The following is a 23,695-nucleotide window of genomic DNA, read 5'->3' as shown; positions in this document are numbered from 1 at the left end:
ACGTCGCACTTGCGGATGTTGTACTCGATCCACTCCTTGTTGATGGTGATGTCACCCTCGAAGAAGTGCATGCGCGGATGGTCGATGAGGTCGCCGAGGCGGTCCGACGACATGTCCATGCCGTAGACCTCCCACGGCGTGGTTTCCAGGATGCGGCGCGTCAGGTGGTGGCCGATGAAGCCGTTGACGCCAAGAATCAGGACCTTTTTCATCAGACTTGCTCCGAGAAACCTCGCCCTTCAGGGCGGGGAGTGAAAGGAGCGCTGCCGGCAGCAAGCACTCCCGAATTAGAATGACCGGCATGCTTCTCGTCTATCGCTACCGGGTGAAGTCGCTGAACGGCCTGCTCAATCAGCAGAGCCGAGCGGTGAACTACGTCTGGAACTTCTGCAATGACATGCAGAAGCACGCGCTGAAGTGGGGCAAGAAGTGGCCCACGGGTTTCGATCTGAACGTGTTGACCACCGGCAGCAGCAAGGAACTGCGCATCCATTCCGGCACCGTCAATGCGGTTTGCGAGCAGTACGCCAAGTCGCGTAGCCAGCACCGCCGGCCGTACCTGCGCTATCGCGGCCGCAAGTCGCTCGGCTGGGTGCCGCTCAAGGGCCGGGATCTCAAGCGCTCGGGCGACGCCTTCCGCTTTGCCGGCAACACGTTTCGCGTGTTCAGCTCCCGCCCTCTTCCCGAGGGCAAGATCAAGGACGGCACGAATTTCTCCCGCGACGCGCGAGGCAACTGGTTCCTGAACATCGTGATTGAAGTTGCCGACACCCAGGCCCGCTGCCCGGAACGCGGCGTCGGCATCGATCTGGGCTTGAAGGACATTGCCACGCTGTCCACCGGCGAGAAGGTCGAGAATCCGCGCCACCTTGGCCGACTCGAGCAAGCGCTGGCCAAAGCGCAGCGTGCGCGCAAGCGGCGACAGGCGACGAACCTTCACGCCCGCATCACCAACGCAAGGCGTGACTTCCTGCACAAGCTCTCGCATCGCATCGTGCGGGACTTTGACTACATCGCGGTGGGGAATGTGAACGCCGCCGGCCTCGCCAGGACCAGCATGGCGAAGTCCGTCCTCGATGCGGGCTGGTCGTCCTTCCGCACAATGCTCGCGTACAAGGCGATTGCGCATGGCGCGTGGTACGAGGAAGTCGACGAACGTTTCACCACCCAGGTCTGCTCTTCGTGCGGCACGATGCCGCCGGAGAGGCCGAAAGGTATCGCAGACCTTGGAATAAGGCAGTGGGTATGCAGTGGATGCGGTGCTGTACATGATCGCGATGTGAACGCTGCGCTAAATATCCTTGCCCGATCGGGACATCGATCGCCTGCAGAGGGAATCTCCTCCCTTTAGGGAGGGGAGGATGTCAACGGTTTTCCTCGTTGGATTGTTCGGTATGGATAAGTTCGGCGAAGGCCTGCGGCGTGAGTGCCGAGCCATCTTGTGCCAGCAATCGGGTGACCATCACCAGGCCGCCGTCGCCGCACAGGCCGATGATCTGGCCGTCGTGCACATGCAGGCCGGGCACGGTGCCGGCGGGCAGCGCCGGCTCCGTCAGCGGCCGGCGCGCCTGCGCCACAATGAAGCGGAGCCCGGCGAGATCGGTGAACGCGCCGGGATAGGGCGGTGCGACGGCGCGCACGAGATTGTAGACCTCGGCGGCCGGGCGGCTCCAGTCGATGCGGCCGTCTTCCGGCTTGCGCCCGGAGAAGTAGCTGCCCTCGGCCAGCCGGTTGGGGTGCTGCGGCGTCTGCCCGGCGATCATCGCGGGCAGGGCGCGCCACAGCGTCTGCTCGGCGGCAACGGTGACTTTCCCGAAGACTTCGCCGGCAGTGTCGTCCGGCAGGATCGGCACCGCGGTCTGGTCGACGATATAGCCCGCGTCAGGCTTGGCTTCCATGGCGTGCAGCGTGGCGCCGGTCTCGGTCTCGCCGCGCAACACCGCCCAGTTCACCGGCACGCGGCCGCGGTACTTGGGCAGCAACGAGCCGTGCATGTTGAAGGCGCCGCCGGGGGCCAGCGCCAGCACGTCCGCCGGGATCATGGCGCGGTAGTAGAACGAGAAGATGACGTCCGGGCGCGCGTCGCGCACAGCCTGGGCGACGGCGGGATCGGCAGGGTCCTCGCCATAGACGAAGGGGATGCCCAGCTCGGCGGCGGTGTCGGCCACCCGGCGGAACCAGATGTTCTCGTCGGGGCGGTCGCGGTGCGTAATCACCAGCGCTACCTCCACGCCGCGCGCATGCAGCACGCGCAGGCAGCGGTCGCCGACATTGTGGTAGCCAAAGACGACGGCGCGCATCATTGCTCCGCGCCTGCGGCAGCCGGCTTGACACGCTGCGGGTCCGCTTCCAGCACTGCCTTGATGCGGTAGCGCGGGCGGTCGCGCACTTCCTGGTAGATGCGGCCGACGTACTCGCCCAGCAGGCCCACGCCGAACAGCAGGATGCCGATCAGGAAGAAGTTCATGGCGAACAGGGTGAACACACCCTGGACTTCCGAACCGAACAGGAAGCGCCGCACCAGCAGCACCACCACCAGTACACCTGAACACAGCGACAGGATCGTGCCGATGGCCGAGAACCACTGCAGAGGCACGATCGAGAAGCCGGTTACGAGGTCGAAGTTCAGGCGGATCAGCTGGTACAGCGAATACTTGGATTCGCCCGCATGCCGCTGTTCGTGACCGACTTCGATCTCGACCGGATTGGAAGCAAAGGTGTAGGCCAGCGCGGGGATGAAGGTGTTGACCTCGCGGCAGGCATTGATCGTGTCGATCACATTGCGGTCATAGGCGCGCAGCATGCAGCCCTGGTCCGTCATGCGGATCTTGGTGATGCGCTCGCGCAGCCGGTTCATCGCGCGCGAGGCATAGCGGCGGAACGCGGTGTCGTTGCGCTGGCGGCGGATGGTGCCGACGTAGTCGTGGCCGGCGCGCATGGCTTCGACCAGGCGCGGGATTTCTTCCGGCGGGTTCTGCAGGTCGGCGTCCAGCGTGATCACGATCTTGCCGCGGGTGTGCTCGAAGCCCGCCAGGATCGCCATATGCTGGCCGAAGTTCCCGGCGAACAGCACCACCCGGGTCACATCCGGGCGCTTGTGGAACTGCGCCGCCAGCATCTGCGCCGAGCGGTCGACGCTGCCGTCGTTGATGAAGATGATCTCGTACGACTCGCCGAGGCCATCCAGCGCCGGATAGAGGCGGTCGAACAGGGCTTGCAGCCCGTCTTCTTCGTTGTAGACCGGGATGACGACCGAGACTTCGACCGGGCTCATTTGGAGAGACGTTTGCATGTTTCGCTGAGGATTGCGCAGACCCGCTCGACATCGGTGGCTTGCATCGCGGGGAACAGCGGCAGCGTGACGATGCCGCGCCCGATGCGTTCGGCATGCGGCAGCATGCCTTCGCGCCAGCCGAGCGAGCGGTAGTAGGTGAAAAGATGAATGGGCGGATAGTGCACGCCGGTGCCGATGCCGCGCTCGCGCATGGCCTCCATGACCTGCTGGCGCGCCTGGGCCGGGCCGCCTTGCAGGCGCTCGGTCGGCAGCACCACCTGGAACATGTGCCAGTTGGTGGTGGCGGCGTGCGCATCCAGCGCTTGCGGCAGCTCGATGCCCAGCGCTTCCAGGCCGCTGTCGGCGGCACAGCGGAAATACGTCGCGGCCAGTTCGGCGCGGCGCGCGGTGATGGCGTCAAGCTTGCCCAGCTGCGCCAGGCCGACCGCGGCGTTGACGTCGGTCAGGTTGAACTTGCCGCCGGGTTCTTCGACATCCATGCCATCCATGCCGGTGCGGATCACGCCCTGCAGCCGCAGGCGCTCGGCGCGCACGGCTTCTTCGGGCGTGTTCATCACCAGGCAGCCGCCTTCGATGGTGGTGATGTTCTTGTTGGCCTGGAAGCTGAAGCTGACCAGGTCGCCAAAGGCGCCGATGCGCTGGCCGCGCCAGCGCGAGTCGATTGCCTGCGCGGCATCTTCGATCACGCGCAGCCCGTGCTTGCTGGCAATGGCGTACAGGCGGTCCATGTCCACCGGCAGGCCCGACAGGTACACCGGCATGATGGCGCGCGTGCGCGGCGTGATCGCGGCCTCGACGGCATCCAGGTCGAGATTGCGCGTGCGCGGGTCGATGTCGACGAACACCGGCCGCGCGCCCACGGCCAGCACCACGTTGGCAGTGGCGACCCAGGTGATTGGCGTGGTGATGACCTCATCGCCCGGCCCGATATCGGCAATGCGCAGCGCGATTTCCATCGTTGCCGAGCCGTTGGCGAAGGTGCGCACCGGGCGTCCGCCGAACAGGTCCGACAGCGCGGCCTCGAAGGCCTGCATCTTCGGGCCGGAGGTGATCCAGCCCGAGGCCAGCACCTTGCCGACTTCGGCAATGGTGGCGGCGTCGATGTCAGGCCGGACAAAAGGCAGGAATTCAGGGGCAGATGCGGTCATGGCAGGGCGAAGGAGAACGGTCGGTGTCGGACCTGGCGGCGCGCAGGCGCGTCATGAGCGGGCGATCAGGAAGACGCCCGCCAGTATCAGCAGGATGCCGGCCACGCGCAAGGGGCCGATCATCTCCCCGAACAGCCACCAGGCGGCCAGCGCGTTGACCACATAGCCGAGCGACAGCATCGGGTAGGCGATCGACACGTCCACGCGTGACAGCCCCACGATCCATACCCCCACGCTGACCACGTACAGCGTCAGCCCGGCCAGCACCGGCCATTGGGTCAGCACGCGCAGCGCGGTGACCAGCAGCGTGCCGCGGTCCAGCGTGATGGCGCCGATGGCATTGACGCCGGCCTTGAGCAACAGTTGCGCTGCTGCATTGAGCAGCACGCCGGTCAGGATGAAAGCGAAGGTGGTAAGCGTCATGGCGCTGCGTAGTGCAGGGGTTGCAGGAGTTGCAGGTTACTGTCCTGGGGGTTGCGTCTTCGGGCCGTTGCCCGGCAGCGCGAAATTGGCGACCGCCACCCGGCGGCGGTCACCGGCGATCCGGTGCAGCGGCACGCCGCGCGCAGCCAGTGCATCGTAGGTCGCGGGCGACATGATCGCTACCGCGCGCTTGCCGTCCTGCCAGCGGGCGATAAAGCCATCGATGGTCGGGATCCACTTCTGCGGTTCCTGGCCGACGCCGAATTCCAGCTCGTCCGGATGCTCCACCATGATGGTGGTGCGGCGCAGGTAGAACGGCAGCGTGTGGTCCAGCATGCCCACGCTGTACAGCGGCATGTCCGGCGTCAGCACGGCATTGATGGCGGGCACCAGGTCCACGCCGGAACTGGGCCGGCCCATGGCTTCGTGACCGCGCAGCGCCACCGTGGAGCAGAGGAACATTGCCAGCGCATAGGCCACCACACTGGGAAACACCCCGCGCGTGCGCAGCAGCCGGCGCGCCAGCAGCGCGCCGGCCAGCAGCACCGCGAAGGCGATGCCGATCCACATGGCGAATTCACGATAGACCACATTGGGCGTGCCGGGCTTGTCCATCATGCCGACGAACGGGCTCGCCAGCAGCCCGACCACGCCCAGTGCGATCATGGCATTGACCTGCCAGCGCCAGGTGCGTTCCGTCACCGTGTCCAGTGCCACGCCGGCCAGCAGCGCCAGCGCCGGGAAAATCGGCACGATATAGCCGGGCAGCTTGGAGCCAGACAGGCTGAAGAAGACAAAGATCGCCACGGCCCACAGCGCTGCCAGCAAGGCGGGCTGGAATGGCCGCGGCGAGGTGCCGCGTTCGACCCCGGCGCGCTCGCGCACGGCCCTCCACATTTGCGCAAACAGGCCCAGCCAGGGCAGGAAACCGGCCAGCAGCAGCGGCACGAAGTACCAGATCGCGCCTTCGCGCTGGTGCACGTTCGAGGTATAGCGTTGCCAGTGCTCGTGGATAAAGAAGAAGCGCAGGAATTCCGGATTGCGCTCCGACACCAGCCAGAACCACGGCACCGTCACCACCAGCAGCGCGATGATGCCGCCCGGCAGATGCAGGCGGCGCCACAGGCCGAAGTCGCGCGTCACCAGCGTGTAGACCACCAGCACCAGCCCCGGCAGCGCCAGCCCGACCAGCCCCTTGACCAGCACCGCCACGCCCATTGCCGCCCAACAGGCGAGCATCCAGTTGCGGCGTTCGGCGCGGGTGGCATCCGGGTGCTGCGCCAGCAGCATGAAGGCCAGCACGCACGCCATGGCGCCGGCCAGCGTCATGTCCAGCGAGTTGAAGTGGCCGGCGATATTCCACATCGGCGCGGAAACCAGCACCAGCCCCGTCAGTACCGCCACGCGCTGGCCGTACCAGCGTGCCGCGGCCAGCATCGACACGCCCAGCCCCACGATGCCGGACAGCGCCACGCACAGCCGCGCCTGCCAGTCGCCCACGCCAAACAGCGTGTAGGCCAGCGTGGTCACCCACAGGTGGAAGGGCGGCTTCTCGAAATACTTGAGTTCGTGGTAGCGGATCGTCACCCAGTCGCCGGTGGCGAACATCTCGCGGGCAATCTCGGCGTAGCGGCCTTCATCGGAGCGCAGCAGGTGGCGCATGTCGAGGGTGCCGAACCAGACCAGCAGGATAAACAGGCTGGCCAGTGCGACCGCACCGGCGGTGGCGGCTCCAACGGACAGCGCGGCAGCCCGCGAGGTCGATGAACTACGCATAGATCTCCTGGAAAAGCGCGACGGATCGATGATCGATGGTCCTGCGTGGGCGCGCGGTGAGGGGAAGCCATCACAACGCTTGGCCTTGCCTGTTGGTGGACACCAGGCAGGCAAGTCGCCCGCGGCCGGCAGGCTGGCATGTGCCCGGGGCGCCACTACCGCCTCGGCGCACGCGAGGCCGGCAATGGTAGCACGGCGGGCAGGTTGCCCCGGCCGTGCCGGGGACGGGCCTGCAGGGGGCGGCGGGATTGCCGCCGCCAGGGAAAGGAAAGTGCTGTTCAGGCCGGATGCTGCACGCCAGGCGCCGTCTGGCGGGCGCGACGCAGGCGCAGGCCCACGCCGATCAGCAGGATGCCGCAAACGATGGCCCAGGAACCGATCAGCCACAGTACCGCCAGCGCGCCGGCCACCGGCCGCCACAGGACCAGGAAGGCGAAGGCGATGCTGACCAGCCCGGCCAGGATCAGCCACCACTCGTTCGGGATCTCCTTGCGCAGCTTGATCGCCGCCACGATCTGCAGCACGCCGGTGGCGAGCGTCCAGGCGGCGATATAGAGCAGCAGCGACAGCGCGGTGATGGCTGGGCTGAACCAGGTCAGCGCGCCCACGCCCAGCCCAAGCAGGCCCTGCAGTGCCAGGATCCAGCGGTCGCTGGTCTCGCGCTCCTTGCCGGAGATCGCCATCAGCAGCGCCATCAGGCCATCCGCCGCGGCGTAGGCGCCGAAGACAATGACCAGTGCCGCGAGCGTCGCGATCGGCGCAAAAAAGGCAAAAAAGCCGAAGATCACGGCAAACAGGCCGCGCAAGGCAACCACCCACCAGAGTTTCGCGTAGTACTGAAGCATGGAATCTCCCACTGGGCCCGGAATGGGCCGGCATCGAGAAAACCCGGCGGCACGGAAATTACTGACGGCCTGACGATATGGCGTCTGGCCTTGCAGGCCATGCTGCGCGAAAAATCCGAGTTACACACGCAACAAAACGCGATAATTTCGGTGTCCAGGCGACCGCCTGGCAAGCCGGGCGCTGGGTCGGGGGCGCCTGGACATTCTAGACGGGGATTCATGTGAAGACAAAGGCGCAGCAAGACTGGCTGGCAGGCCTGGTGGCGGGCGCGGCCATGGCCCTGGCGCAGGACGCCGGCGCACAGGGTGCGGCGGCGCTGCCGGGCGCCGGCCCGGCCGTGGCGCAGGCCGCGGCAACCCAGGCGCAGGCATCGGCGGCGGCCGTGCTGTGCAGTGCCCCATGGTTCCGCTCGGGCTCGCACGTGCAGATGGAAGGCGACGGCGTGATGCCAATGTCGGTCGGCATGACCCTGCGCGACGTGGTGCGTAGTCAGACCGGCTGCCGCGCCCAACTGGAGATCAATTCCAAGACTGCCCTGTCGGCGCTGATGGGGCCGCCGGTGATTACCACCCAGGTGCATGAAGTGGTGATCGACCGCCGTTCGCCCGGCGGCCAGACCAGCATTGAAAGCCAGCATGCCGTCATCAATGCCCGCGCCCGCTACGCGCGCATGTACGGCGAGGCGGCCTTCCGCGGCATGGGCGTGTTCAACTACGCCGGCCTGGACCTGCGCGAGGGCGCCACGCTGGAGGGCGAGACCTTTGAATCGAGCGTCTCGCTGAAGGTCTACCCGCTGGGATCGGATGAAGCGGTCAGCACCATGCGGGCGCAGCATGCGTCGATCCATATCGGCTCGCGGCACGTCGGCAAGCGGCAGATGATCAATACCGTCCTGGGACGCAAGGAATGCCTGCCGGTCACCTACGAGAAGCGCACCTCGCTGGGGCCGGTGCTGGTTGGCGAAGAAGTCGTGCAGGTCGAGCCGACCGTGATGCACGTCACCGAATGGTACTGCCCGGCCGACGCCTTCGTGCTGCGCACGGAAGTGCGCCAGGATGACAAGGTGCAGCGCATCGATGTCACCGCGCTGGAGAGCGACACGCAAGCGCCATAGGCTTGCGCGCCTGGGCAGGACGCAAAAAAACCCGCCAAGGCGGGTTTTTTTGCGTCAGGCGCTTGCGGCTCAGCTGGCGGCCGGCGCCGAAGCGGCCTTCTTCTTGCTCTTCTTCTTGGTGGACTTCTTGGCCGGCTTTTGCTCGGCGGCCGGCGCGGAAGCGTCGGTCAGCTCGCTGCGGGTGCTCTTGTTCGCGCCCTGGGTGTACGGGTCGAACTTGTCGCCGGCCTTGGCCCCCTGGGTGTACGGGTCGAACTTCTCACCCGACTTGGCGCCCTGGGAATACGGATCGAACTGCTTCTTGCCGCCGGTCTGTGCCTGCACGGCCAGCGAAGCGGCGCCAAGGCAGAGTGCGATCGCGGTCGCGACGAACTTGTTCATGGTTTCTCCTGAAAAATGCCGCCGTCGGGCGGTCGTGTATGTGGCCTGTCCCTTGCACGGGACGGCTTGGCCCAGTGTCGCCAACATCGTTGATCGCTGTCAACTTGGGGCTTGCCCAGGCGCCACGACCTCATGGAAACCCTGAATTGCGGCCCCAGGCCGATTGAGGTTGGGGCCGCTTGCCGGCTTACTCCGTGACCGCGTCCGACGGGTGCTTCCAGGCCGCACGCACCTCGCCGGACGGCGCCAGCGCCAGGTTGATGCCGCGGCTGCCGATGGGCTGCTGGAACCAGCGCTTCTGCAGCGCCGTGACCTCAGGGCCGGCAAAGGTGTTGGCCAGCGCCTGGTCGACCAGGCGCTTCCATTCCGGATCGGCCTTGGACAGCATCAGCGCATTCTGTTCCACCGACAGCGCCGGGCCTACGATCACGTACTGCGACGGGTCCTTGGCGCGCGCGCGCAGGCCGGCCAGCAGCACGTCGTCCATGACGAAGGCCTGGGCACGGCCGGATTCGAGCAGCAGGAACGATTCGCCGTGGTCCTTGGCGTAGACGTCGTGGTAGCCGTACTGGGCCTTCATGCGGCGCACGTGGCGGTCGCCGGTCGACCCGGCGCTGGTGACCACGGTCTTGCCGCGCAGGTCGCCGAACGAGCGGATGCCCGAGTCGGCGCGCACCAGCATGCGCACGGTCGACACGTAGTGCGAGACGCTGAACGCAACCTGCTTCTGGCGCTCGAGCGAATTGGTGTTGGGGGCGCAGTCCAGGTCCACCAGCCCGTTGACCACGGCGGGAATGCGGTTCTGCGGCGTGAGCGGCATCCAGCGCACTTTCAGGTCTTTCAGGCCCAGTTGCTGGCGCGCCGCTTCGGCCGCGCGCAGGCACAGGTCGACCGCATAGCCGGCAGGCTGGCCCTTGTCGTCGGCAAATGAGAATGGCAGTGCCGACTCGCGGTAACCGAGCACGATGGTGCCGGATTCGCGGATCTTGTCGAGCACAGGGCTCTGGGCGTGGGCCAGCGCCGGCGCCAGCGCGGCAGCGGATATGGCGGCGAGGGCGACAGCCGCCAGCGAGCGGCGGGCGCGGAAGAGTCGGGCGGACAGGGCGGGCAGGGTGAAGGCAGGCATGCGGGGAAACCGGAAAGCAGCCGGCAATGCGGCAAAGACGCAAGGGTATACCCTGGTCTGGGGCCGGCGAAGGACATTGTTGTCATAAGCAAATTCCTGCCCCGAAAGCCTTTTTCCCCCGAGGTCCGAGTGGGGGCCATACGTCTGGTTCGGGCACGCCATTGAGATGGTGGCGCTGAAATCTAGCCGCGATGCTGCGCGAGTTGTGCTACGGCAGACACTGGCGCAGCTGTGCAGGCTGCAGCGGCAGGAAATGCTGTTTTCGCCGCGGTACTGGATGCCATCGGCGAAGCCTGCTTCGCGTCCAGTCTGGCGATAGCCCTTGAAAGCGAAGCAATCTTCGCGCTCCCGTCGTCCGCCCATCGGCAAAATTCCCCGATAAAACAGCGGCCTATCGTCTTGTGTCGCGATGGCACGGCTCCTGCGTTAGCTGGTTCGCGAGGTTCTCTCTCGCCTACCTCAACGGAAAGGAGCCGCAAATGCACGATATCGGAAGCTCGAGGCCTGGCGGTTGGAGCGCTGGCTACAACGAGTTCGAACACGAACTCGCCACGGAAATGTCGGGTGAATTCGAGCAGGAGAACGAATTCGCCAACGAGTTCGAGAACGAGTTCGAACAGGCCGAGCATGAGTTCGAGAACGAGTTCGAGCAGGAAGTCTCGGGCGAGATGCACGAGCTCGAGCTCGCCGCGGAGCTGCTGGCGGTGAACAGCGAGCAGGAGCTCGAACAGTTCCTTGGCGGCCTGGTCAGGTCTGTAGGCCGTGCGGCCACGGGATTCGCCCGGTCGGCGGCCGGCAAGGCGCTCGGCGGCATTCTGCGTTCCGCAGCCAAGTCGGCACTGCCGATCGTCGGATCGGCGCTCGGCAATCTGGTGGTTCCAGGGGCGGGTGGGTTGATCGGCGGCAAGCTCGCGGGCATGGCCGGCAGTGCGCTCGGGCTAGAGCTCGAGGGACTCAGTAACGAAGACCGCGAATTCGAAGTCGCGCGCCGGCTGGTCAGGATCGGCCAGCATGCGACCAACCACCTCATGTCGATGCCGCGCAATATGCCGCCCGCACGCGCGGCGCGCATTGCGTTCCTGCGCGGTGCGCGGCAGGTGGCGCCGGGCCTGCTGCCAGCGATGCGTGCCATCTCGCAGAACGGTGTGGCTTCCGCACGCCAATTGCCCATGCCGATCTTCGGCGGGGCAACGGAAACTGTGCCCGCGCCCCAGACGTTCGGCGGCGTCCCCGCTGTCAACGGCGCGACCGGCGCTCCCGGCGTTACGGGCATTGCCGGCGCGACTGCGACCTGCCCCACCTGCGGCACCCGCCCGACGGGCCATGTGCATGCGATCCCCGCCCGCGGCACCTGGCGCCGCTCGCGCAATGGCCGCGCCATCATTCTGTATCTCGCGTCGCCGCGGCCGGCGTACTGAGCGCGCGGAGACCCGCCGTGACCAACGCATGCACACACGCGCTGCGCCTGCTCGAGCAGGAGGTGCTGGGCATACGTGCCCGGCTCGATGCCCAGCTGCCCTATGCGCTGCAGATGCCGATGGTGCCCGCCGCCAATGTCAGCGACGAAGCGATGGGGGCCATCGAGCGACATATGCAGGCCGCGCGCAGGCAGTTGCGCATCCGCATCGCGCGGTTCCTGCGCGATCTGCGGCACGCGCGGCCGGTGCCCGTCGACGTGGCCCGTGCGCAGCAACGCTACGCCTTGCTCAAGCTCTATTTCCATGCGGCACTGACGCACTTCGAGATCTTTGCGGAAGTGCTGACGCAGCGCAGCCAGCATGGCACGGGCATCTGGCTGTCGGGGCTCGACGTGGCAGCGCAGGACGGGCTCAGGCAGCCGGGCCTGTCGATGGCGCCGCCACCGGTCATCTGCTACGTGGAGCGCGGGCATGGCGGTGCCATCCGGCGCGCACGCACGCGCCTGCCGGGCGGTGGCGCCAATCCGGTCGCGGTGATTCGCATGCCGCGCGAACGCATGGTCGGCACCGGCGTGGCCGCGTCGCTGTTTCATGAGGTCGGGCACCAGGCAGCGGCGTTGCTCGATCTCGTGAACAGCTACCGGCGCGCGTCGGCGGCCAGCTTCGGGCGCGGGCCGGCACATTCGATCTGGCGGGTCTGGGAGCGCTGGATCAGCGAGATTGTCGCGGATCTGTGGGCGGTGTCGCGCGTTGGCATCGCGGCCACCTGCGGGCTGATGAGCGTGGTGAGCCTGCCGCGCGCGTTCGTCCTGCGCATCAACCTCGACGATCCCCACCCGGCGCCGTGGATCCGCGTCAAGCTGTCGATCGCCATGGGCAACGCGCTCTATCCCCATCCGCAGTGGGACGAACTGGCGCAGCTGTGGGAGCGACTGTATCCGCCCTCGCAAATGTCGGCCAGCCAGCGAAAGTCGTTCGAGACGCTAGGCGCGGCCATCCCCGCTTTCGTGTCGGCGCTGCTGTCAATCCGCCCGCCGTCGTTGCAGGGACGCATGCTTGGCGAAGCCTTGCGTTTGCCCGACCGCCATCCGCGCCTGCTGCTGCAACGCTGGCACATGGTCAGGTCCAGGCCGCAGCAGTACCTGGCCGATACCCCCACGCTCGCGTTCGCGGTACTCGGGCAGGCGCGCTTCAGTGGGCTGCTGCCCGCCAATCAGGAACTGGGCGTGATTTCGGAACTGCTGCAGCGCTGGGCACTGGCGGGGTATCTGCCGTGGCGCGCGGGAGACCCGCAACTGAGCGTAGTGCTGAATCAGCGGCGGCCGGTGCCAGCGCCGCGCCAGAGTCATGAGTTGCCGTTTGCGGCGTATGCGTGAAGCTCGATGATCAAGGAGAACGATGATGAGCGAGATCTATCTGCCGGTCCAGCTTCGCCCGCGTGCGGCGATTGGAAAAGGGAAGCACGAGCTACCGAACCCCCGCAGCGTGCTCAAGCACGCATGGGTGGTCGTCCGAGACTGTCAGTACATCGCTGATTCCATGCCCGATTTCCTGAGTTTCCCCAACGAAAGTAGCGTGGACTACGATCCCGCGTACCGTGTCGAATTGAAGATTTGGCTTAAAGGGCAAGGGGTTGAGAGAGGTCCAAACGGGCCGGACATCGACAAGCAAATAGTCGAATTCAGGCACAAGCTCCAGAGCATGTTCACCTTATCGGACTTTGAATCGCACGCGATGCCGTATACGATTCTGAGCGCGACGCTAGATCATGACAACGGAGTGATGATCTACGCGACATTGGCCGCAGATCAACCGGAGACGGTTGCGGCACCCGCCGTCGTGGCGCCGGCGCCCACACCGGATCCGACGATCATCGCTACGGCCACTGCTCTGCATGCCACGCCGATCGCGATGCCTGCCGAAGCCGCCGCCTCAGCCAATCTGCCGGCGGTAACACCTAAGACGCACCGCTATCTCCCGCTCCCCGACCCCATCACCGAGCGCTCCGGCCCGATGTCGCGGGAACACGACGGTCATCCCAGGCCCGTCACGCTCCAGCGCACCACCCGCGCATTGACCGGTGACGTCGGCTTGTGGATGCTGATCAAACTCAATTCGGTGACGCTCGGGTGGGACAACTACATCGAACAGATGGACCGCCTGTTCTTCCCGAAATCGTTCGCCAAATCGGTGGATGTCGGCAGGGACGTCGGCACTAACGCACCGCTGTACAAAAAGGCCGTCGAACTCAGTCACCGCCGCTTTCTGCCATTCACGGACACTGATGCCTATCGCGCCCTCAAGGTCGCGACCGAAGCATTCGTCGTGACCTGGGGCGCTGTGGTACCGCCGGCCTCGGAGCTGCAGACGATGGTAGACCTGCTGATTGCCGATCCGGCTGTTCGCGACCTCGCGAATGAACGGTTGGGGCTGAACCTCACCGAGCCCGATATCAAGGCACTGGCCCTCAAGTATTTCGGCGAGGAAAACAACATTCCGCCGGCCATTCCCTACCTGCAGCGTGTGGCGTTGGCCATGGGCGGTACCGATGCCGCGGGCATGATCGAGAACATGGTCGACGATGAAATCACGCTCGCCGGCGAGAAGCGGGACATGTGTGGCGAGGGTTGTCTCTGGCTGCAATTCTGGAACCGCAATGTCTCGGCCAAGCTCGCGCAGCCGCCCCTCGTCGAACTGATCTGGAGTTACTGGATGGAAGAGCTCCAGCTCGTGCAGACGATGAACGCCATCTCGCGCCGCTTCCAGAACGTAGCGTCGGGCCCGAACGATCCGCTTGGCGCACTCGAGATGGATCCGCTGCGGCCACTCAACAACATGATCTGGGGCTGGGTCCAGGACGAGCAGCACCGGCTGCCGATCGAGCGCCGCGCCGCGGAGTATCTGCACGAATACGGGTTCCAGCTGATCGGCAAGGCGGTGCCGCGCATGCAAGCGGCCGACACGCGCAGCAAGTTCCTCGCCGCGTTCCATACGCTGCTCAATCTGTGCGTGCCGTTCTTCCGCCAGGCCGACGACACCACGGTGGTGCCGGACGGGTTCCCGCTGCTCAACGCGCTGCGCGAAGTCCACCTGATTCTTTCGGAAGGCGCGCACAACCAGTTCCGCGATCTGCCCACCACTTCACGCGTGGAAATGATGATGCAGCAATGGATGCTGGCGCGGCCCGAGTTCCGCGAGTTCCTGCCGCGGCGCTCGATGATCGCGTACCCTGAGCCGTGGATGCATTCGGTGGAAAGCATGCGCAAGCTGCAGGGCTGGGGCGACACCAATCCCTACCAGTTCTGGCAGCTCGCCACCATGGGCGAGCAGATCGTGGCGTCGATCCGCTGGAGCGACTGGAACTCGATCCACGATCCCGCGAATGCTGCCAACTGGGCCGCATTCTTCCGGCCTGAGATCCAGGCGTATATCCACTCGTATCGCGCGGTGACGGGCGTCGACGTGGGTGCTGAGCCGGTGGACGTGCAGGTGCCGGGCATGCATCTGCTGCGCCGGTTGCACGAGTACAAAGGGAAGCGGGTGGCGTGAGGGGCCGCGGCCATGATCGACTTTGCCTCGGCGTTATACCTTGGCATGACGCATCCGGCCGCGCGCCTCGGCGACTATGTGGCATTGACGAGCGGTGTGCCCGCATCGCTCGCGGCATCGCCGCAGGCGCGTGGCGTTGCCGCGCGCGCAGCCGAGTTGCAGGGTTGCGAGGCCGGTGCGGTGGCGCCGTCCACGCTGCATCTGGCGATCGATACCTTCGACCGCCTCGCGCGCAGCCACGTGTTGATTGCCGACGAAGCGCTATATCCGGTCATGCGCTGGAGCCTTGAGCGCGTAAGTGGCCTGGGCGCATCGCTGTCGTGGTTCGCGCACGGCGATCCTGCCGCACTGGTACGCGTATTGCGCCGTAGCAGGGCGGGCAAGCCGCCGGCAGTCATCACAGACGCCACACTGCGGAACGGCATGCCGATCGCGCCGGAGCGATATCTGGAAGCCGTCGCTTCACGCGATGGCTTGCTCGTGATCGACCACAGTCAGGTCCTTGGGCTCCTCGGTGAGCATCCCATACCAAGGCAGCCGTGGGGGCTGGGTGGTGGTGGCATCGCCGTGCACGGCGGCCTGGGGCCATCGGACCCGGTCCTGCTGTTGGCGTCATGGGCCAAGGCATTCGGCGTGCCGCTGGCCACGTTGTGCGGGCCCGCCGCGTTGGTCAGTGACATTGCGTGCAATGGTCCCACGCAGTCGCATTGCAGCGCTGCTAACCAGGCCGCGCTGTTGGCGGCGCTCGATGCACTAGACGCTAATCGGCGCACCGGAGACTGGCTGCGTACGCGCCTGCTCTACTTCGTGCGGCGGCTGCGTGCGGGCCTGCTGTCGCTGGCTCGTACCGTGCTGCCAGATCTGTCCGCAACGCTGCCACTGCATCCGATGCAACGTATTCATCTGAGTACGCCGGGGCGAACACAGGCGCTGCATGCCTCGCTGCGTGCGTGTGGGTTTCGTACCGCGTTATTGCACGATGCCGAGAACCGCCATGCGGTGGTCGTGATCGTGCGTGCCGATCATCGGCTGTCCGATATCGACGGACTGGTGCAGACGATGGCAGCGACGGCGCCTGCGCTGCCCGCGTCCGACGAAACGCTATCCAAGTCCATGGGGAGGCATCATGTTTAAGACCGCAGACGGCGAAATCCTTGACCTGGCACCGTGGCGCATGCGCCGGCTGATGCGGCTCGTGGCCGACGCGCGCCGCTATCCGCCCGGCACGCCGCCGCAGATGCTCGTCAACGACCTGCGCCAGATTGTTGCGCGCGCTCGGCGCGTCAGCACCCAGCCGCGGCTGGGTACCGCGCGATTCGAGAGCCGGGGCGAGGGGGCATGTTGCCAGGCGTGTCTACTGGCGCGCCAGCAGCAGGGCGTGCTGTCGCTGGTGGGACTGAGCTTGTCCCCGATGCCGTCGCCGGGGCACCTGTCCGAAGCCTTCGATGAGGAATTGACACATCTGCGGCCAAAGTTGGCACCGCCGCCCGTGTCATTGGATATCGAACTGAAGTGGAGGCGCTGGAGCTCCCTGGAAGACGCTTCTCGCGGCGTTGCGGGACCTGGGGTCTACATATTCAGTGATGGCGCGGTGCCCACCTACATCGGTCACTCCAATGCGCTCGAAGCCCGGCTTAGACAATGGTTTCAGTACCAGCGGGCGCTTACATGCGTGGGGCCGAAATTCATCTGGACCGCTCCTACGCGGAAGAACCCGGTAGCGGCGGCAATCGAGCACACATTGCTCAGCTGGGTGGATCGGAAGCTGCGATTGAACGGAAGGCTGAGATCGGGAATGCCATCGATGCTGGCGAACCGGGTGCTGACCAATCTGGTGACAGTCGGTGAGAAAGACCTTGTCATACGCAACGCCATGCCCCCGGAGCTGGCAAAGGACTTTCGGCCGACGGCCAATACGATGCATATCAAGGCGGGAACGCAGTTCGAAGTGCCTTTCGATGCCTACGCCGCGCCATGATCCTCGACTTCCACGTCCACGCCGGGCAGGGCGATGGCATGACCGGTCCCTGGGACACCACGGCACCGTTGGCCGCTTACGCACGCCGGGCGCGCGAAGCGGGCATCAGCCATTCGATTCTGCTGCCGGTATTCCAGTCTGACTATGCGCAAGGCAATCGCGACGTCGCCGCGTTGGTGCGTGCCGATCCGGGGCGCTGGACCGGCTTCGCGATGGTCCACGCCGTGCGCGACCGTGACCGTGTGCACGCGATGATCGAGGAGGCGGTCCTGCGGCTGGGACTGCGCGGCATCAAGGTGCATCACCACGACGCACCTATCCATCGACAGGTTTGCGATGCTGCGCAACGTTGGCAACTGCCGGTACTCTATGACCCCGGTGGCGATGTCGGTGCGCTAAGCCTGCTGGCGCAGACGCACCCCAGCGTCGCGTTCGTGTTCGCGCATCTTGGTAGTTTCGCCGACGACTGGGCGGCCCAGCGCCGCGTGATTGACCTGATCGAACGGCATCCCAACCTGTTCGCCGACACCGCCGGTGTGCGCCGCTTCGATCTGCTTGAAGAGGCGCTGCATCGCGCGGGGCCGCACAAGCTGTTGTTCGGCTCCGATGGTCCCTGGTTGCACCCGGGCCTCGAACTTGCCAAGATCCGCGCTTTGCGTCCATCCGCCGACGCGTTCGCGTCGATCGCGGGCGGTAATGCCTTGCGATTGCTGCGACGTGTATCGGTTGCGTGAGATCGGGTCCTACGCGCTGCCACCGTCGGGCCGCACCTGCCGTCGCAATTGCAAGGCGCGCGGCGTGACCTGCAATAGCTCGGCGGCGCGGTTGGTCGATCCCGTGCGTCGTTCGGCAGCCTGCACGGCAATGGTCTCGGCAATTTGCCCGATATGTTTTAGACCCAGCCCTGCATCAAGCGCGCCTTCCACCGCGAGCGCCAGCATCTGCGTCCATGCCGCGAGCGTATCGGCAGCGGCAGGGATGGACGGACGATCGAGCGATCCTGTGCTCAACACACCGAAGCCACGCTGACGCTCGGCCATGCGTAATACCACGTTGCGCAACTCGCGCACATTGCCGGGGTAGTCGCGGCACATCAGCTGTTCCATGACCTCCGGCATAATACGCGGCGCGTCGTCATGCTCGCTCAGGAAGTGCCGCACCAGCAGCGGGATATCTTCGCGTCGTTCCGACAATGACGGTGCGCGTACGGTCCATTGCGAGATGCGGAAATACAGGTCGCAGCGAAAGCGCCCGGCCTCCACCTCGGCTTCGAGATCGCGATTCGTCGCACAGGTGAGGCGAAAGTCAGAGCGCCGCCAGGTGTCTTCCCCCACGCGCTTGTACATCCGCTCCTGAATCACGCGCAACAGCCGTGCCTGGAGCGGCAGCTCGAGTTCGCCGATCTCGTCAAGAAACAGCGTTCCGCAGTCCGCCAATGCCACGGCGCCGTCGCGCGCCGTGACGGCATGCGTGAATGCACCCTTGGCATGGCCGAACAGTTCGCTGCCGGACAGTTCGGGACTCAGCGTCGTGCAGTCGACCACGACAAACGGACCACGCCTGCGCGAAGGATCGAGATCATGCACCAGCCGGGCCAGCAACTCCTTGCCGACGCCACTTTCCCCAAGCAACAGACAAGCGCCGCGCCCAAGCCGGCCGGCCTCCGCCACCGCGCGCAAGGTGCTGCGCCATGCAATCGATTCTCCGACAGCGCGCCGGCGCAGCCAGTCGGACGTGACGATCTCCTCGAGCTCCGCCAGCCGCGTAAGCCGCAGCGCCAGTTCTTTCAGCAGTGAGTCATCATCGACAGCGGTCACGATATCGCAGACCGACGATGGCCACCAGGATTCGGGGCGGCAATGACAGCGGGTCTCGTCCGTGCAGCCGACGATAAAGGCATCCGGCAACGGCCGCCCGCGCAGCCATTGCTCCGCGGCCTCCGCCACGCGGCTGGGCGCAGCACGCACGACGACCACGAGCAGCCCGTCACCGCTTGCGGATAGGCCCACTCCGTCAGGCAACCCGTGCCTGCACAGCGCGTGCGTGACTTGCCCGGCATCTTCCTGATAGAGAACAGTACGCATTCCGCACCCCGGAGCGATATGGAAGTTCGGTGATGGACTGCGGGGGAGTCGAGGCGCGGTATGGCAGGCGAGCCCTGACAATGGAGTTATCGTAGGTGGCCGCTGTCGGAGTGCAATTGAGGGGTGTTTTATGCTGATATGCAGTTGGTTTCTGGCGTGACTTCAAGCCCGCATGGGTTTTACCAGGACCATCCTTTGGGGGCCCACCGTTTGGATGATTGCCGCGGGCGCATTGCTGGCCAAAAATCAAGAAGAAAGAGGGGGGACCACCATGCGACGACTACGTCTCGTTGATATATCCTTGTTCTTCGCCATGATAGGGTGTTGTGCAAGCGCACACGCCCAGTCAGGCGTGACGCTGTTCGGTATTGCCGACGCCGGTATCGAATTCAACAATAATGCAGGGCGCAACGGCAACAGTCTCGTGCGGCTGGTTTCCGGGAACCAGTCTGGCTCGCGTTGGGGGCTGCGGGGCGTGGAGGAGTTGGGCAGCGGGCTGAAGGCAGTCTTTCTGCTGGAAAGCGGCTTCGACATCGATACCGGCAATTCGGGCCAGAGCGGGCGTCTGTTCGGCCGCAATGCCTATGTAGGGCTCGATAGCCTACACGGCTCACTGCTGTTGGGGCGGCAGCAGACCGGCATGCGCGAATTCGGCAATCTCTATGATCCCAATGCGATTGCCGACCGCTACAGCATCCTCTCGATTGCGCCGGAGTTTGGCGCGCGCGCGGACAATGCCATCAAGTATGTCGGCAAGTTCGGAAAGCTGACTGGACTGGCTTTCTACTCATTCCAGGCTAATGGCAGCGAAGTGGCTGGCAGCAACGTATTCGGACGTAATTTCGGCGCGTTCGTCAACTATGCCTCCGGCCCCTTTGCGCTGGGCGCGGCCTATGACGATGCGCACGTCGGCACGCCGTCAAACCAGGCGCCGGTCCTGAGGCGCGTTTCGGTGGCTGCCACATATGCGGTGGGTGATGCCAAGGTTTATGCGGGCTACCGTCTGGCGAAGGCCCATGATGGTGCTATCCTGCCGGGCGCGCAGGCGGCTGATGCCGGCTCGAACCTCTACTGGCTGGGCCTGGCTTACAAAGTGACGCCGGCTTTCTCCCTGACTGGCGCGGCTTACTACCAGGACTTCCGGCAGACCGGATCCGACCCGTGGCAGTTCGTGCTTACGAGCGATTATTCGCTCAGCAAACGCACCGACCTCTACGCGTCAGTCTCCTACGCGCTAAACAAGGATAACTCGGCACTAGGCGTCAACGGCTTCAACAGTGGCAGCGGCACGTCGGCCGTCTTCAACGTACAGCCCGGCAAGGATCAGGTGGGCGCGGTGATGGGCGTTCGTCACCGGTTCTGATGCGCCTTGCCACGGAGCGCGCGCCAAACCGGGGGCCCAGTATTCTGGCAAAGGGACACCCGGGTTTCCTCTGCCAGAGCCAGTCCCTGCCTACATCACGCGCCCGAACCACCACAACGACAGCAGCCCCGCACACGTGGCCAGCAACGCTCCCAGCGCGGCAAAGAACGCAGTAATTTCAACCTGTTCGCGCTTGCCAAACGCCAGCCGCGTATTGAGCGCCCGGTACACCCTCTTCAGTTGCGCGGCATCCGCAAGCGGGAAATACTCCGCCCCTGTCGCATTGGCGACTTCCTTCAACACCTTCTCATCCAGCCTGACGCGCGCCGACCAGCCATCGACCGAAAGCACCACACCCTCGGTCGTGCCAACCCCGACGGTGTAAACGCGCACGCCGTGCGCGGCGGCAAGCTGCGCCGCCTGCGTCGCGGCCGGGCCGGTGTTGCTTTCACCGTCGGAAAACAGGACGATTGCCCCAGAGGGATAGGAGCCGGGCGTCACGGCTTCGCCGCTGCGGGATGCGTCCGGCTTTTGCTGCGGCGTGGTGTCGCCGTTCATGAGGCGCTCGGCGTCATCAGCCGTCTGCGGCAGCAGCGTCGTCAGCGCGATGAGCAGGCCATTGCCCAGCGCGGTGCCGCCTTGCGGCTTGAGGCGGTCGATTGCCGTGGCTGCGGCATCCTTGCTGCGACTGGGCGCCTGTGCCACGGCGGCGGTGCCGGCCATCGCGACGACTCCCACGCTGACGCCCGCGGGCAGTGCGTCGAGCAGAACCTTGGCCGCTTGCTGGGCGGCGCGGATGCGGCTGGGCTGGATATCCTGCGCGCGCATGCTGCCGGACAGATCGATGACCACGACCACGGTCTCGATGCGCGAGGGCAGCAGCATCACCGCCTGGGGTCGGGCGATGGCGAAGGTCAGCGCGGCCAGGGCCAGCAGGAGCAGCATGGGCGATACGTGGCGGCGCAAGGTCGCGCCGCCCTTGATGGCAACGCCGACGGTTTTCAGGGTGGGATAGTGCACCGTCGCGTGGCGCTGGCGCCTATCGAGCCATACGTAGCCAGCGGACAGCACGAGGACGAGCGCGAGCAACCACAGCATGCCTGGCCACAGGAAGCTGAAGACGGGTAGCCGGCTTATGGCATCGGTCATGCTGCCCCCTTTGGCCCGTTTTCCTGTTTTGCTACCGCGGCGGCCCCTTGACGGTGGCGGCGCCGTCGGGTGAAGTCCAGCAGGGCGAGGTCCAGGCGGGCGTAGGTCGACAGCGTCAGGCACGCCACGCCAGCCTGGGTGAAGGCCAGGCGCAACTCGGCCTCGCGCGCCTCGGCGGCGGCGGCAAAGCGTTTGCGGAAGGCCGGGTCGTGCGTGTCGACGAACATCTGCTCCGCGGTTTCGGCGTCCTGCAACACGACCAGGCCCAGGTCGGGCAAGGCCATCTCCAGCGGGTCGACCAGCCGCACGGCGACGACCTCATGGCGCCGGGCCAGCATTCCGAGCGATGCCTGCCAGCCCGGGGCGCTGATGAAGTCGGAGACCACGAACAGCACCGATCGTTGTTTCGCGACCGCCCGTGCGCGCTCCAGCAGGTCGCGCAAGCGGGTGTCGCCCGGCAACGCGGCGGGCGTGGCATGCATGCGGTCGAGCAGGTGCAGCAGATGCCGGCGCCCCGAGCGCGCCGGCACCACCGACGCGCCCGCGACTGTGGCCCCGCCGTAGAGCAGGGCGCCGACCCGGTTGCCATAGCGCGTCAGCAGCAGCGCCATGACGGTGGTGAAGTCGCTCAGCAGGTCGCGCTTGCTCACGCTGCCAGAACCGAAACCGACCGATCCGCTCAGGTCCAGCAGGAACCAGACGGAGACCTCCCGGTCTTCCTGGTACTCACGCACATGCGGTGTCTGCAGCCGCGCCGTCACGTTCCAGTCGATGTGCCGTACGTCGTCGCCGGGGCGGTATTCGCGCAGGTCGGCAAGATCCAGCCCAAAGCCGCGGAACAGCGTGCGGTAGTCGCCCTGCAGCAGGCCATCGAGGCGGCGCACCACGGTCCATTCCAGGCGGCGCAGCAAGGCCTCGGCCTGCCTCGCGTCGACGCTGGCCAGCGCGGTGCCGGCAGGCGTGCCGGCGGGTGCGCTACCGGGCGCGCTATCGGGTGCGGCTTCCGGGCCGCTCCGGCGCCTAGCGCGCAGGCGCCCGAACATGGGATTCCAATGGGCGCTCCGGGACCGGCAGCGCCTGCAGGATGCGGGTGACGAGCTGGCCGGCAGTCACGCCGTCGGACATGGCCTCGTATGAGAGCACCAGGCGGTGGCGCAAGACATCCGGCACGAGGTCGACCACGTCTTCGGGCAGCGCATAGTGCCGGCGGCGCAGGAACGCCAGGGCGCGCGCGCCTTCGATCAGGCCGATGGTGGCGCGGGGGCTGGCACCGAACGCTATGTATCGATCCAGGTCTTCCAGCCCGTAGCTTCCCGGCTTGCGGGTGGCCGACACCACGCGCACTGCATACTGGACCAGGCTCGGATCCACATAGATCCTGCCGCATTCCTCCTGCAGGCTTGCCAGGCGCTCGGGCGTGGCGATGGGGCTCACGCTGATGCGGGGGCCGGTGACACGGTTGACGATGACGGCCTCCTCCTCTTCGCTGGGATAGCCCACCAGGACCTTCATCATGAAACGGTCGACCTGCGCCTCGGGCAAGGGGTAGGTGCCTTCCGTTTCTATCGGGTTCTGCGTGGCCATGACGAGGAAGGGCGTGGGCACCAGATGGGACTCGCCGGCGATGGTGACCTGCTTTTCCTGCATGACTTCCAGCAAGGCGCTCTGCACCTTGGCCGGCGCGCGGTTGATCTCGTCGGCCAGCAGCAGGTTGGCAAAGACCGGGCCCCGCACGGTCGAGAACTCGCCCGTGCCCTGGTTATACATGCGCGTGCCGATCAGGTCGGCCGGCAGCAGGTCGGGCGTGAACTGGATGCGCTTGAAGGAGCCGCTCATGGTACTGGCCAGCGTCTTGACGGTCAGCGTCTTGGCCAGGCCCGGCACGCCTTCCACCAGCAGGTGGCCACCCGCAAGGATCGCCACCAGCACCCGTTCCAGGAACTGGTCCTGCCCCACCACCACGCGCTTCACCTCATACAGCAGGCGCTCCATCAAGTCGGCGCTGTCCACAGTGCCCCTGGCTTGGTCGTTCATTTAAGGCCCCC

The 23,695-nt window shown here is 65.9% G+C and carries 22 protein-coding genes; 9 read left to right on the top strand and 13 right to left on the bottom strand.

The window, feature by feature from the left end; translation table 11 throughout:
* A partial coding sequence (locus AC07UK_RS08325) for an NAD-dependent epimerase/dehydratase family protein (RefSeq protein WP_494685628.1) occupies positions 1-212 on the bottom strand: 212 nt, incomplete at its 3' end.
* A gap of 89 nt (positions 213-301) precedes the next feature.
* Here AC07UK_RS08325 and AC07UK_RS08320 point away from each other — a divergent pair.
* The gene (locus tag AC07UK_RS08320) at positions 302-1,351 is read left to right on the top strand and encodes an RNA-guided endonuclease InsQ/TnpB family protein (RefSeq protein ID WP_494685640.1); all 1,050 of its coding nucleotides are present in this window, start codon (positions 302-304) and stop codon (positions 1,349-1,351) included.
* Between the two features lie 13 nt (positions 1,352-1,364).
* Here AC07UK_RS08320 and AC07UK_RS08315 read toward each other — a convergent pair whose 3' ends face one another.
* The 6 genes from AC07UK_RS08315 to AC07UK_RS08290 all read right to left on the bottom strand — a co-directional run bounded on the left by AC07UK_RS08315 (position 1,365) and on the right by AC07UK_RS08290 (position 7,487).
* Positions 1,365-2,300, bottom strand: a complete 936-nt coding sequence (locus tag AC07UK_RS08315; RefSeq protein ID WP_494685639.1) for a formyltransferase — start codon at positions 2,298-2,300, stop codon at positions 1,365-1,367.
* Positions 2,300-3,292 (bottom strand): glycosyltransferase, encoded by a 993-nt coding sequence (locus AC07UK_RS08310; protein WP_436223131.1) that lies wholly within the window; start codon positions 3,290-3,292, stop codon positions 2,300-2,302. Before AC07UK_RS08310 ends, AC07UK_RS08315 begins: the two co-directional genes overlap by 1 nt.
* Positions 3,271-4,443, bottom strand: a complete 1,173-nt coding sequence (locus AC07UK_RS08305) for a DegT/DnrJ/EryC1/StrS family aminotransferase (protein WP_436223132.1) — start codon at positions 4,441-4,443, stop codon at positions 3,271-3,273. The genes AC07UK_RS08310 and AC07UK_RS08305 overlap by 22 nt, the downstream gene beginning before the upstream one ends.
* A gap of 51 nt (positions 4,444-4,494) precedes the next feature.
* Positions 4,495-4,866 (bottom strand): DMT family transporter, encoded by a 372-nt coding sequence (locus tag AC07UK_RS08300; RefSeq protein ID WP_436223133.1) that lies wholly within the window; start codon positions 4,864-4,866, stop codon positions 4,495-4,497.
* Positions 4,867-4,902: 36 nt separating this feature from the next.
* On the bottom strand, positions 4,903-6,642 hold the full coding sequence (locus AC07UK_RS08295) for a glycosyltransferase family 39 protein (RefSeq protein WP_494685627.1): 1,740 nt from the start codon (positions 6,640-6,642) through the stop codon (positions 4,903-4,905).
* Between the two features lie 278 nt (positions 6,643-6,920).
* Positions 6,921-7,487, bottom strand: a complete 567-nt coding sequence (locus tag AC07UK_RS08290; protein ID WP_436223135.1) for an HdeD family acid-resistance protein — start codon at positions 7,485-7,487, stop codon at positions 6,921-6,923.
* Positions 7,488-7,708: 221 nt separating this feature from the next.
* Between AC07UK_RS08290 and AC07UK_RS08285 the strand changes: the two genes are divergently transcribed.
* Positions 7,709-8,602, top strand: a complete 894-nt coding sequence (locus AC07UK_RS08285; protein WP_436223136.1) for a hypothetical protein — start codon at positions 7,709-7,711, stop codon at positions 8,600-8,602.
* A 69-nt stretch (positions 8,603-8,671) separates the two neighbouring features.
* Here the strand turns inward: AC07UK_RS08285 and AC07UK_RS08280 are convergent, their stop codons facing one another.
* Positions 8,672-8,983, bottom strand: coding sequence for a hypothetical protein (locus AC07UK_RS08280; RefSeq protein ID WP_013953271.1), 312 nt, complete (start codon positions 8,981-8,983; stop codon positions 8,672-8,674).
* A 187-nt stretch (positions 8,984-9,170) separates the two neighbouring features.
* The gene (locus AC07UK_RS08275; RefSeq protein ID WP_436223137.1) at positions 9,171-10,109 is read right to left on the bottom strand and encodes an amino acid ABC transporter substrate-binding protein; all 939 of its coding nucleotides are present in this window, start codon (positions 10,107-10,109) and stop codon (positions 9,171-9,173) included.
* Positions 10,110-10,588: 479 nt separating this feature from the next.
* On the opposite strand from AC07UK_RS08275, the gene AC07UK_RS08270 reads away from it, so the two are divergent.
* The 6 genes from AC07UK_RS08270 to AC07UK_RS08245 are packed head-to-tail and all read left to right on the top strand — an operon-like array spanning position 10,589 to position 17,788.
* Positions 10,589-11,527 carry a hypothetical protein gene (locus AC07UK_RS08270; RefSeq protein ID WP_436223138.1) on the top strand — a complete coding sequence of 313 codons (939 nt, stop codon included), beginning with the start codon at positions 10,589-10,591 and terminating at the stop codon, positions 11,525-11,527.
* Between the two features lie 17 nt (positions 11,528-11,544).
* Positions 11,545-12,903 carry a hypothetical protein gene (locus AC07UK_RS08265; protein ID WP_436223139.1) on the top strand — a complete coding sequence of 453 codons (1,359 nt, stop codon included), beginning with the start codon at positions 11,545-11,547 and terminating at the stop codon, positions 12,901-12,903.
* A 22-nt stretch (positions 12,904-12,925) separates the two neighbouring features.
* Positions 12,926-15,076: an 8-amino-7-oxononanoate synthase gene (locus AC07UK_RS08260; protein WP_494685626.1), complete on the top strand. Its 2,151-nt coding sequence runs from the start codon at positions 12,926-12,928 to the stop codon at positions 15,074-15,076.
* A 12-nt stretch (positions 15,077-15,088) separates the two neighbouring features.
* Positions 15,089-16,210 (top strand): 8-amino-7-oxononanoate synthase, encoded by a 1,122-nt coding sequence (locus AC07UK_RS08255; protein WP_494685625.1) that lies wholly within the window; start codon positions 15,089-15,091, stop codon positions 16,208-16,210.
* Positions 16,203-17,054, top strand: a complete 852-nt coding sequence (locus AC07UK_RS08250; RefSeq protein ID WP_436223142.1) for a hypothetical protein — start codon at positions 16,203-16,205, stop codon at positions 17,052-17,054. The genes AC07UK_RS08255 and AC07UK_RS08250 overlap by 8 nt, the downstream gene beginning before the upstream one ends.
* Entirely contained in the window at positions 17,051-17,788 is a 738-nt protein-coding gene (locus AC07UK_RS08245; protein WP_494685624.1) for an amidohydrolase family protein, read from the top strand. Before AC07UK_RS08250 ends, AC07UK_RS08245 begins: the two co-directional genes overlap by 4 nt.
* Positions 17,789-17,797: 9 nt before the next feature.
* Here the strand turns inward: AC07UK_RS08245 and AC07UK_RS08240 are convergent, their stop codons facing one another.
* Positions 17,798-19,138 (bottom strand): sigma 54-interacting transcriptional regulator, encoded by a 1,341-nt coding sequence (locus AC07UK_RS08240; protein ID WP_494685623.1) that lies wholly within the window; start codon positions 19,136-19,138, stop codon positions 17,798-17,800.
* A gap of 313 nt (positions 19,139-19,451) precedes the next feature.
* Between AC07UK_RS08240 and AC07UK_RS08235 the strand changes: the two genes are divergently transcribed.
* Positions 19,452-20,501 carry a porin gene (locus tag AC07UK_RS08235; protein WP_436225281.1) on the top strand — a complete coding sequence of 350 codons (1,050 nt, stop codon included), beginning with the start codon at positions 19,452-19,454 and terminating at the stop codon, positions 20,499-20,501.
* 90 nt (positions 20,502-20,591) lie between these two features.
* Here the strand turns inward: AC07UK_RS08235 and AC07UK_RS08230 are convergent, their stop codons facing one another.
* From AC07UK_RS08230 to AC07UK_RS08220, 3 genes are read right to left on the bottom strand one after another with little or no spacing between them, the layout of a single operon-like run.
* Positions 20,592-21,650 (bottom strand): VWA domain-containing protein, encoded by a 1,059-nt coding sequence (locus AC07UK_RS08230; protein WP_494685622.1) that lies wholly within the window; start codon positions 21,648-21,650, stop codon positions 20,592-20,594.
* A complete protein-coding gene (locus AC07UK_RS08225; protein WP_494685621.1) occupies positions 21,647-22,693 on the bottom strand; it encodes a DUF58 domain-containing protein in 1,047 nt (348 codons plus the stop codon). Before AC07UK_RS08225 ends, AC07UK_RS08230 begins: the two co-directional genes overlap by 4 nt.
* Complete coding sequence (locus AC07UK_RS08220; RefSeq protein WP_494685620.1) at positions 22,671-23,684, bottom strand: AAA family ATPase; 1,014 nt, start codon at positions 23,682-23,684, stop codon at positions 22,671-22,673. The genes AC07UK_RS08225 and AC07UK_RS08220 overlap by 23 nt, the downstream gene beginning before the upstream one ends.
* Between the last annotated feature and the right edge of the window lie 11 nt (positions 23,685-23,695).

Source organism: Cupriavidus sp. GW821-FHT07C08, from assembly GCF_059419025.1.
Note: the sequence above shows the minus strand (reverse complement) of the source record. Positions and strands in the feature narration are given on the sequence as shown.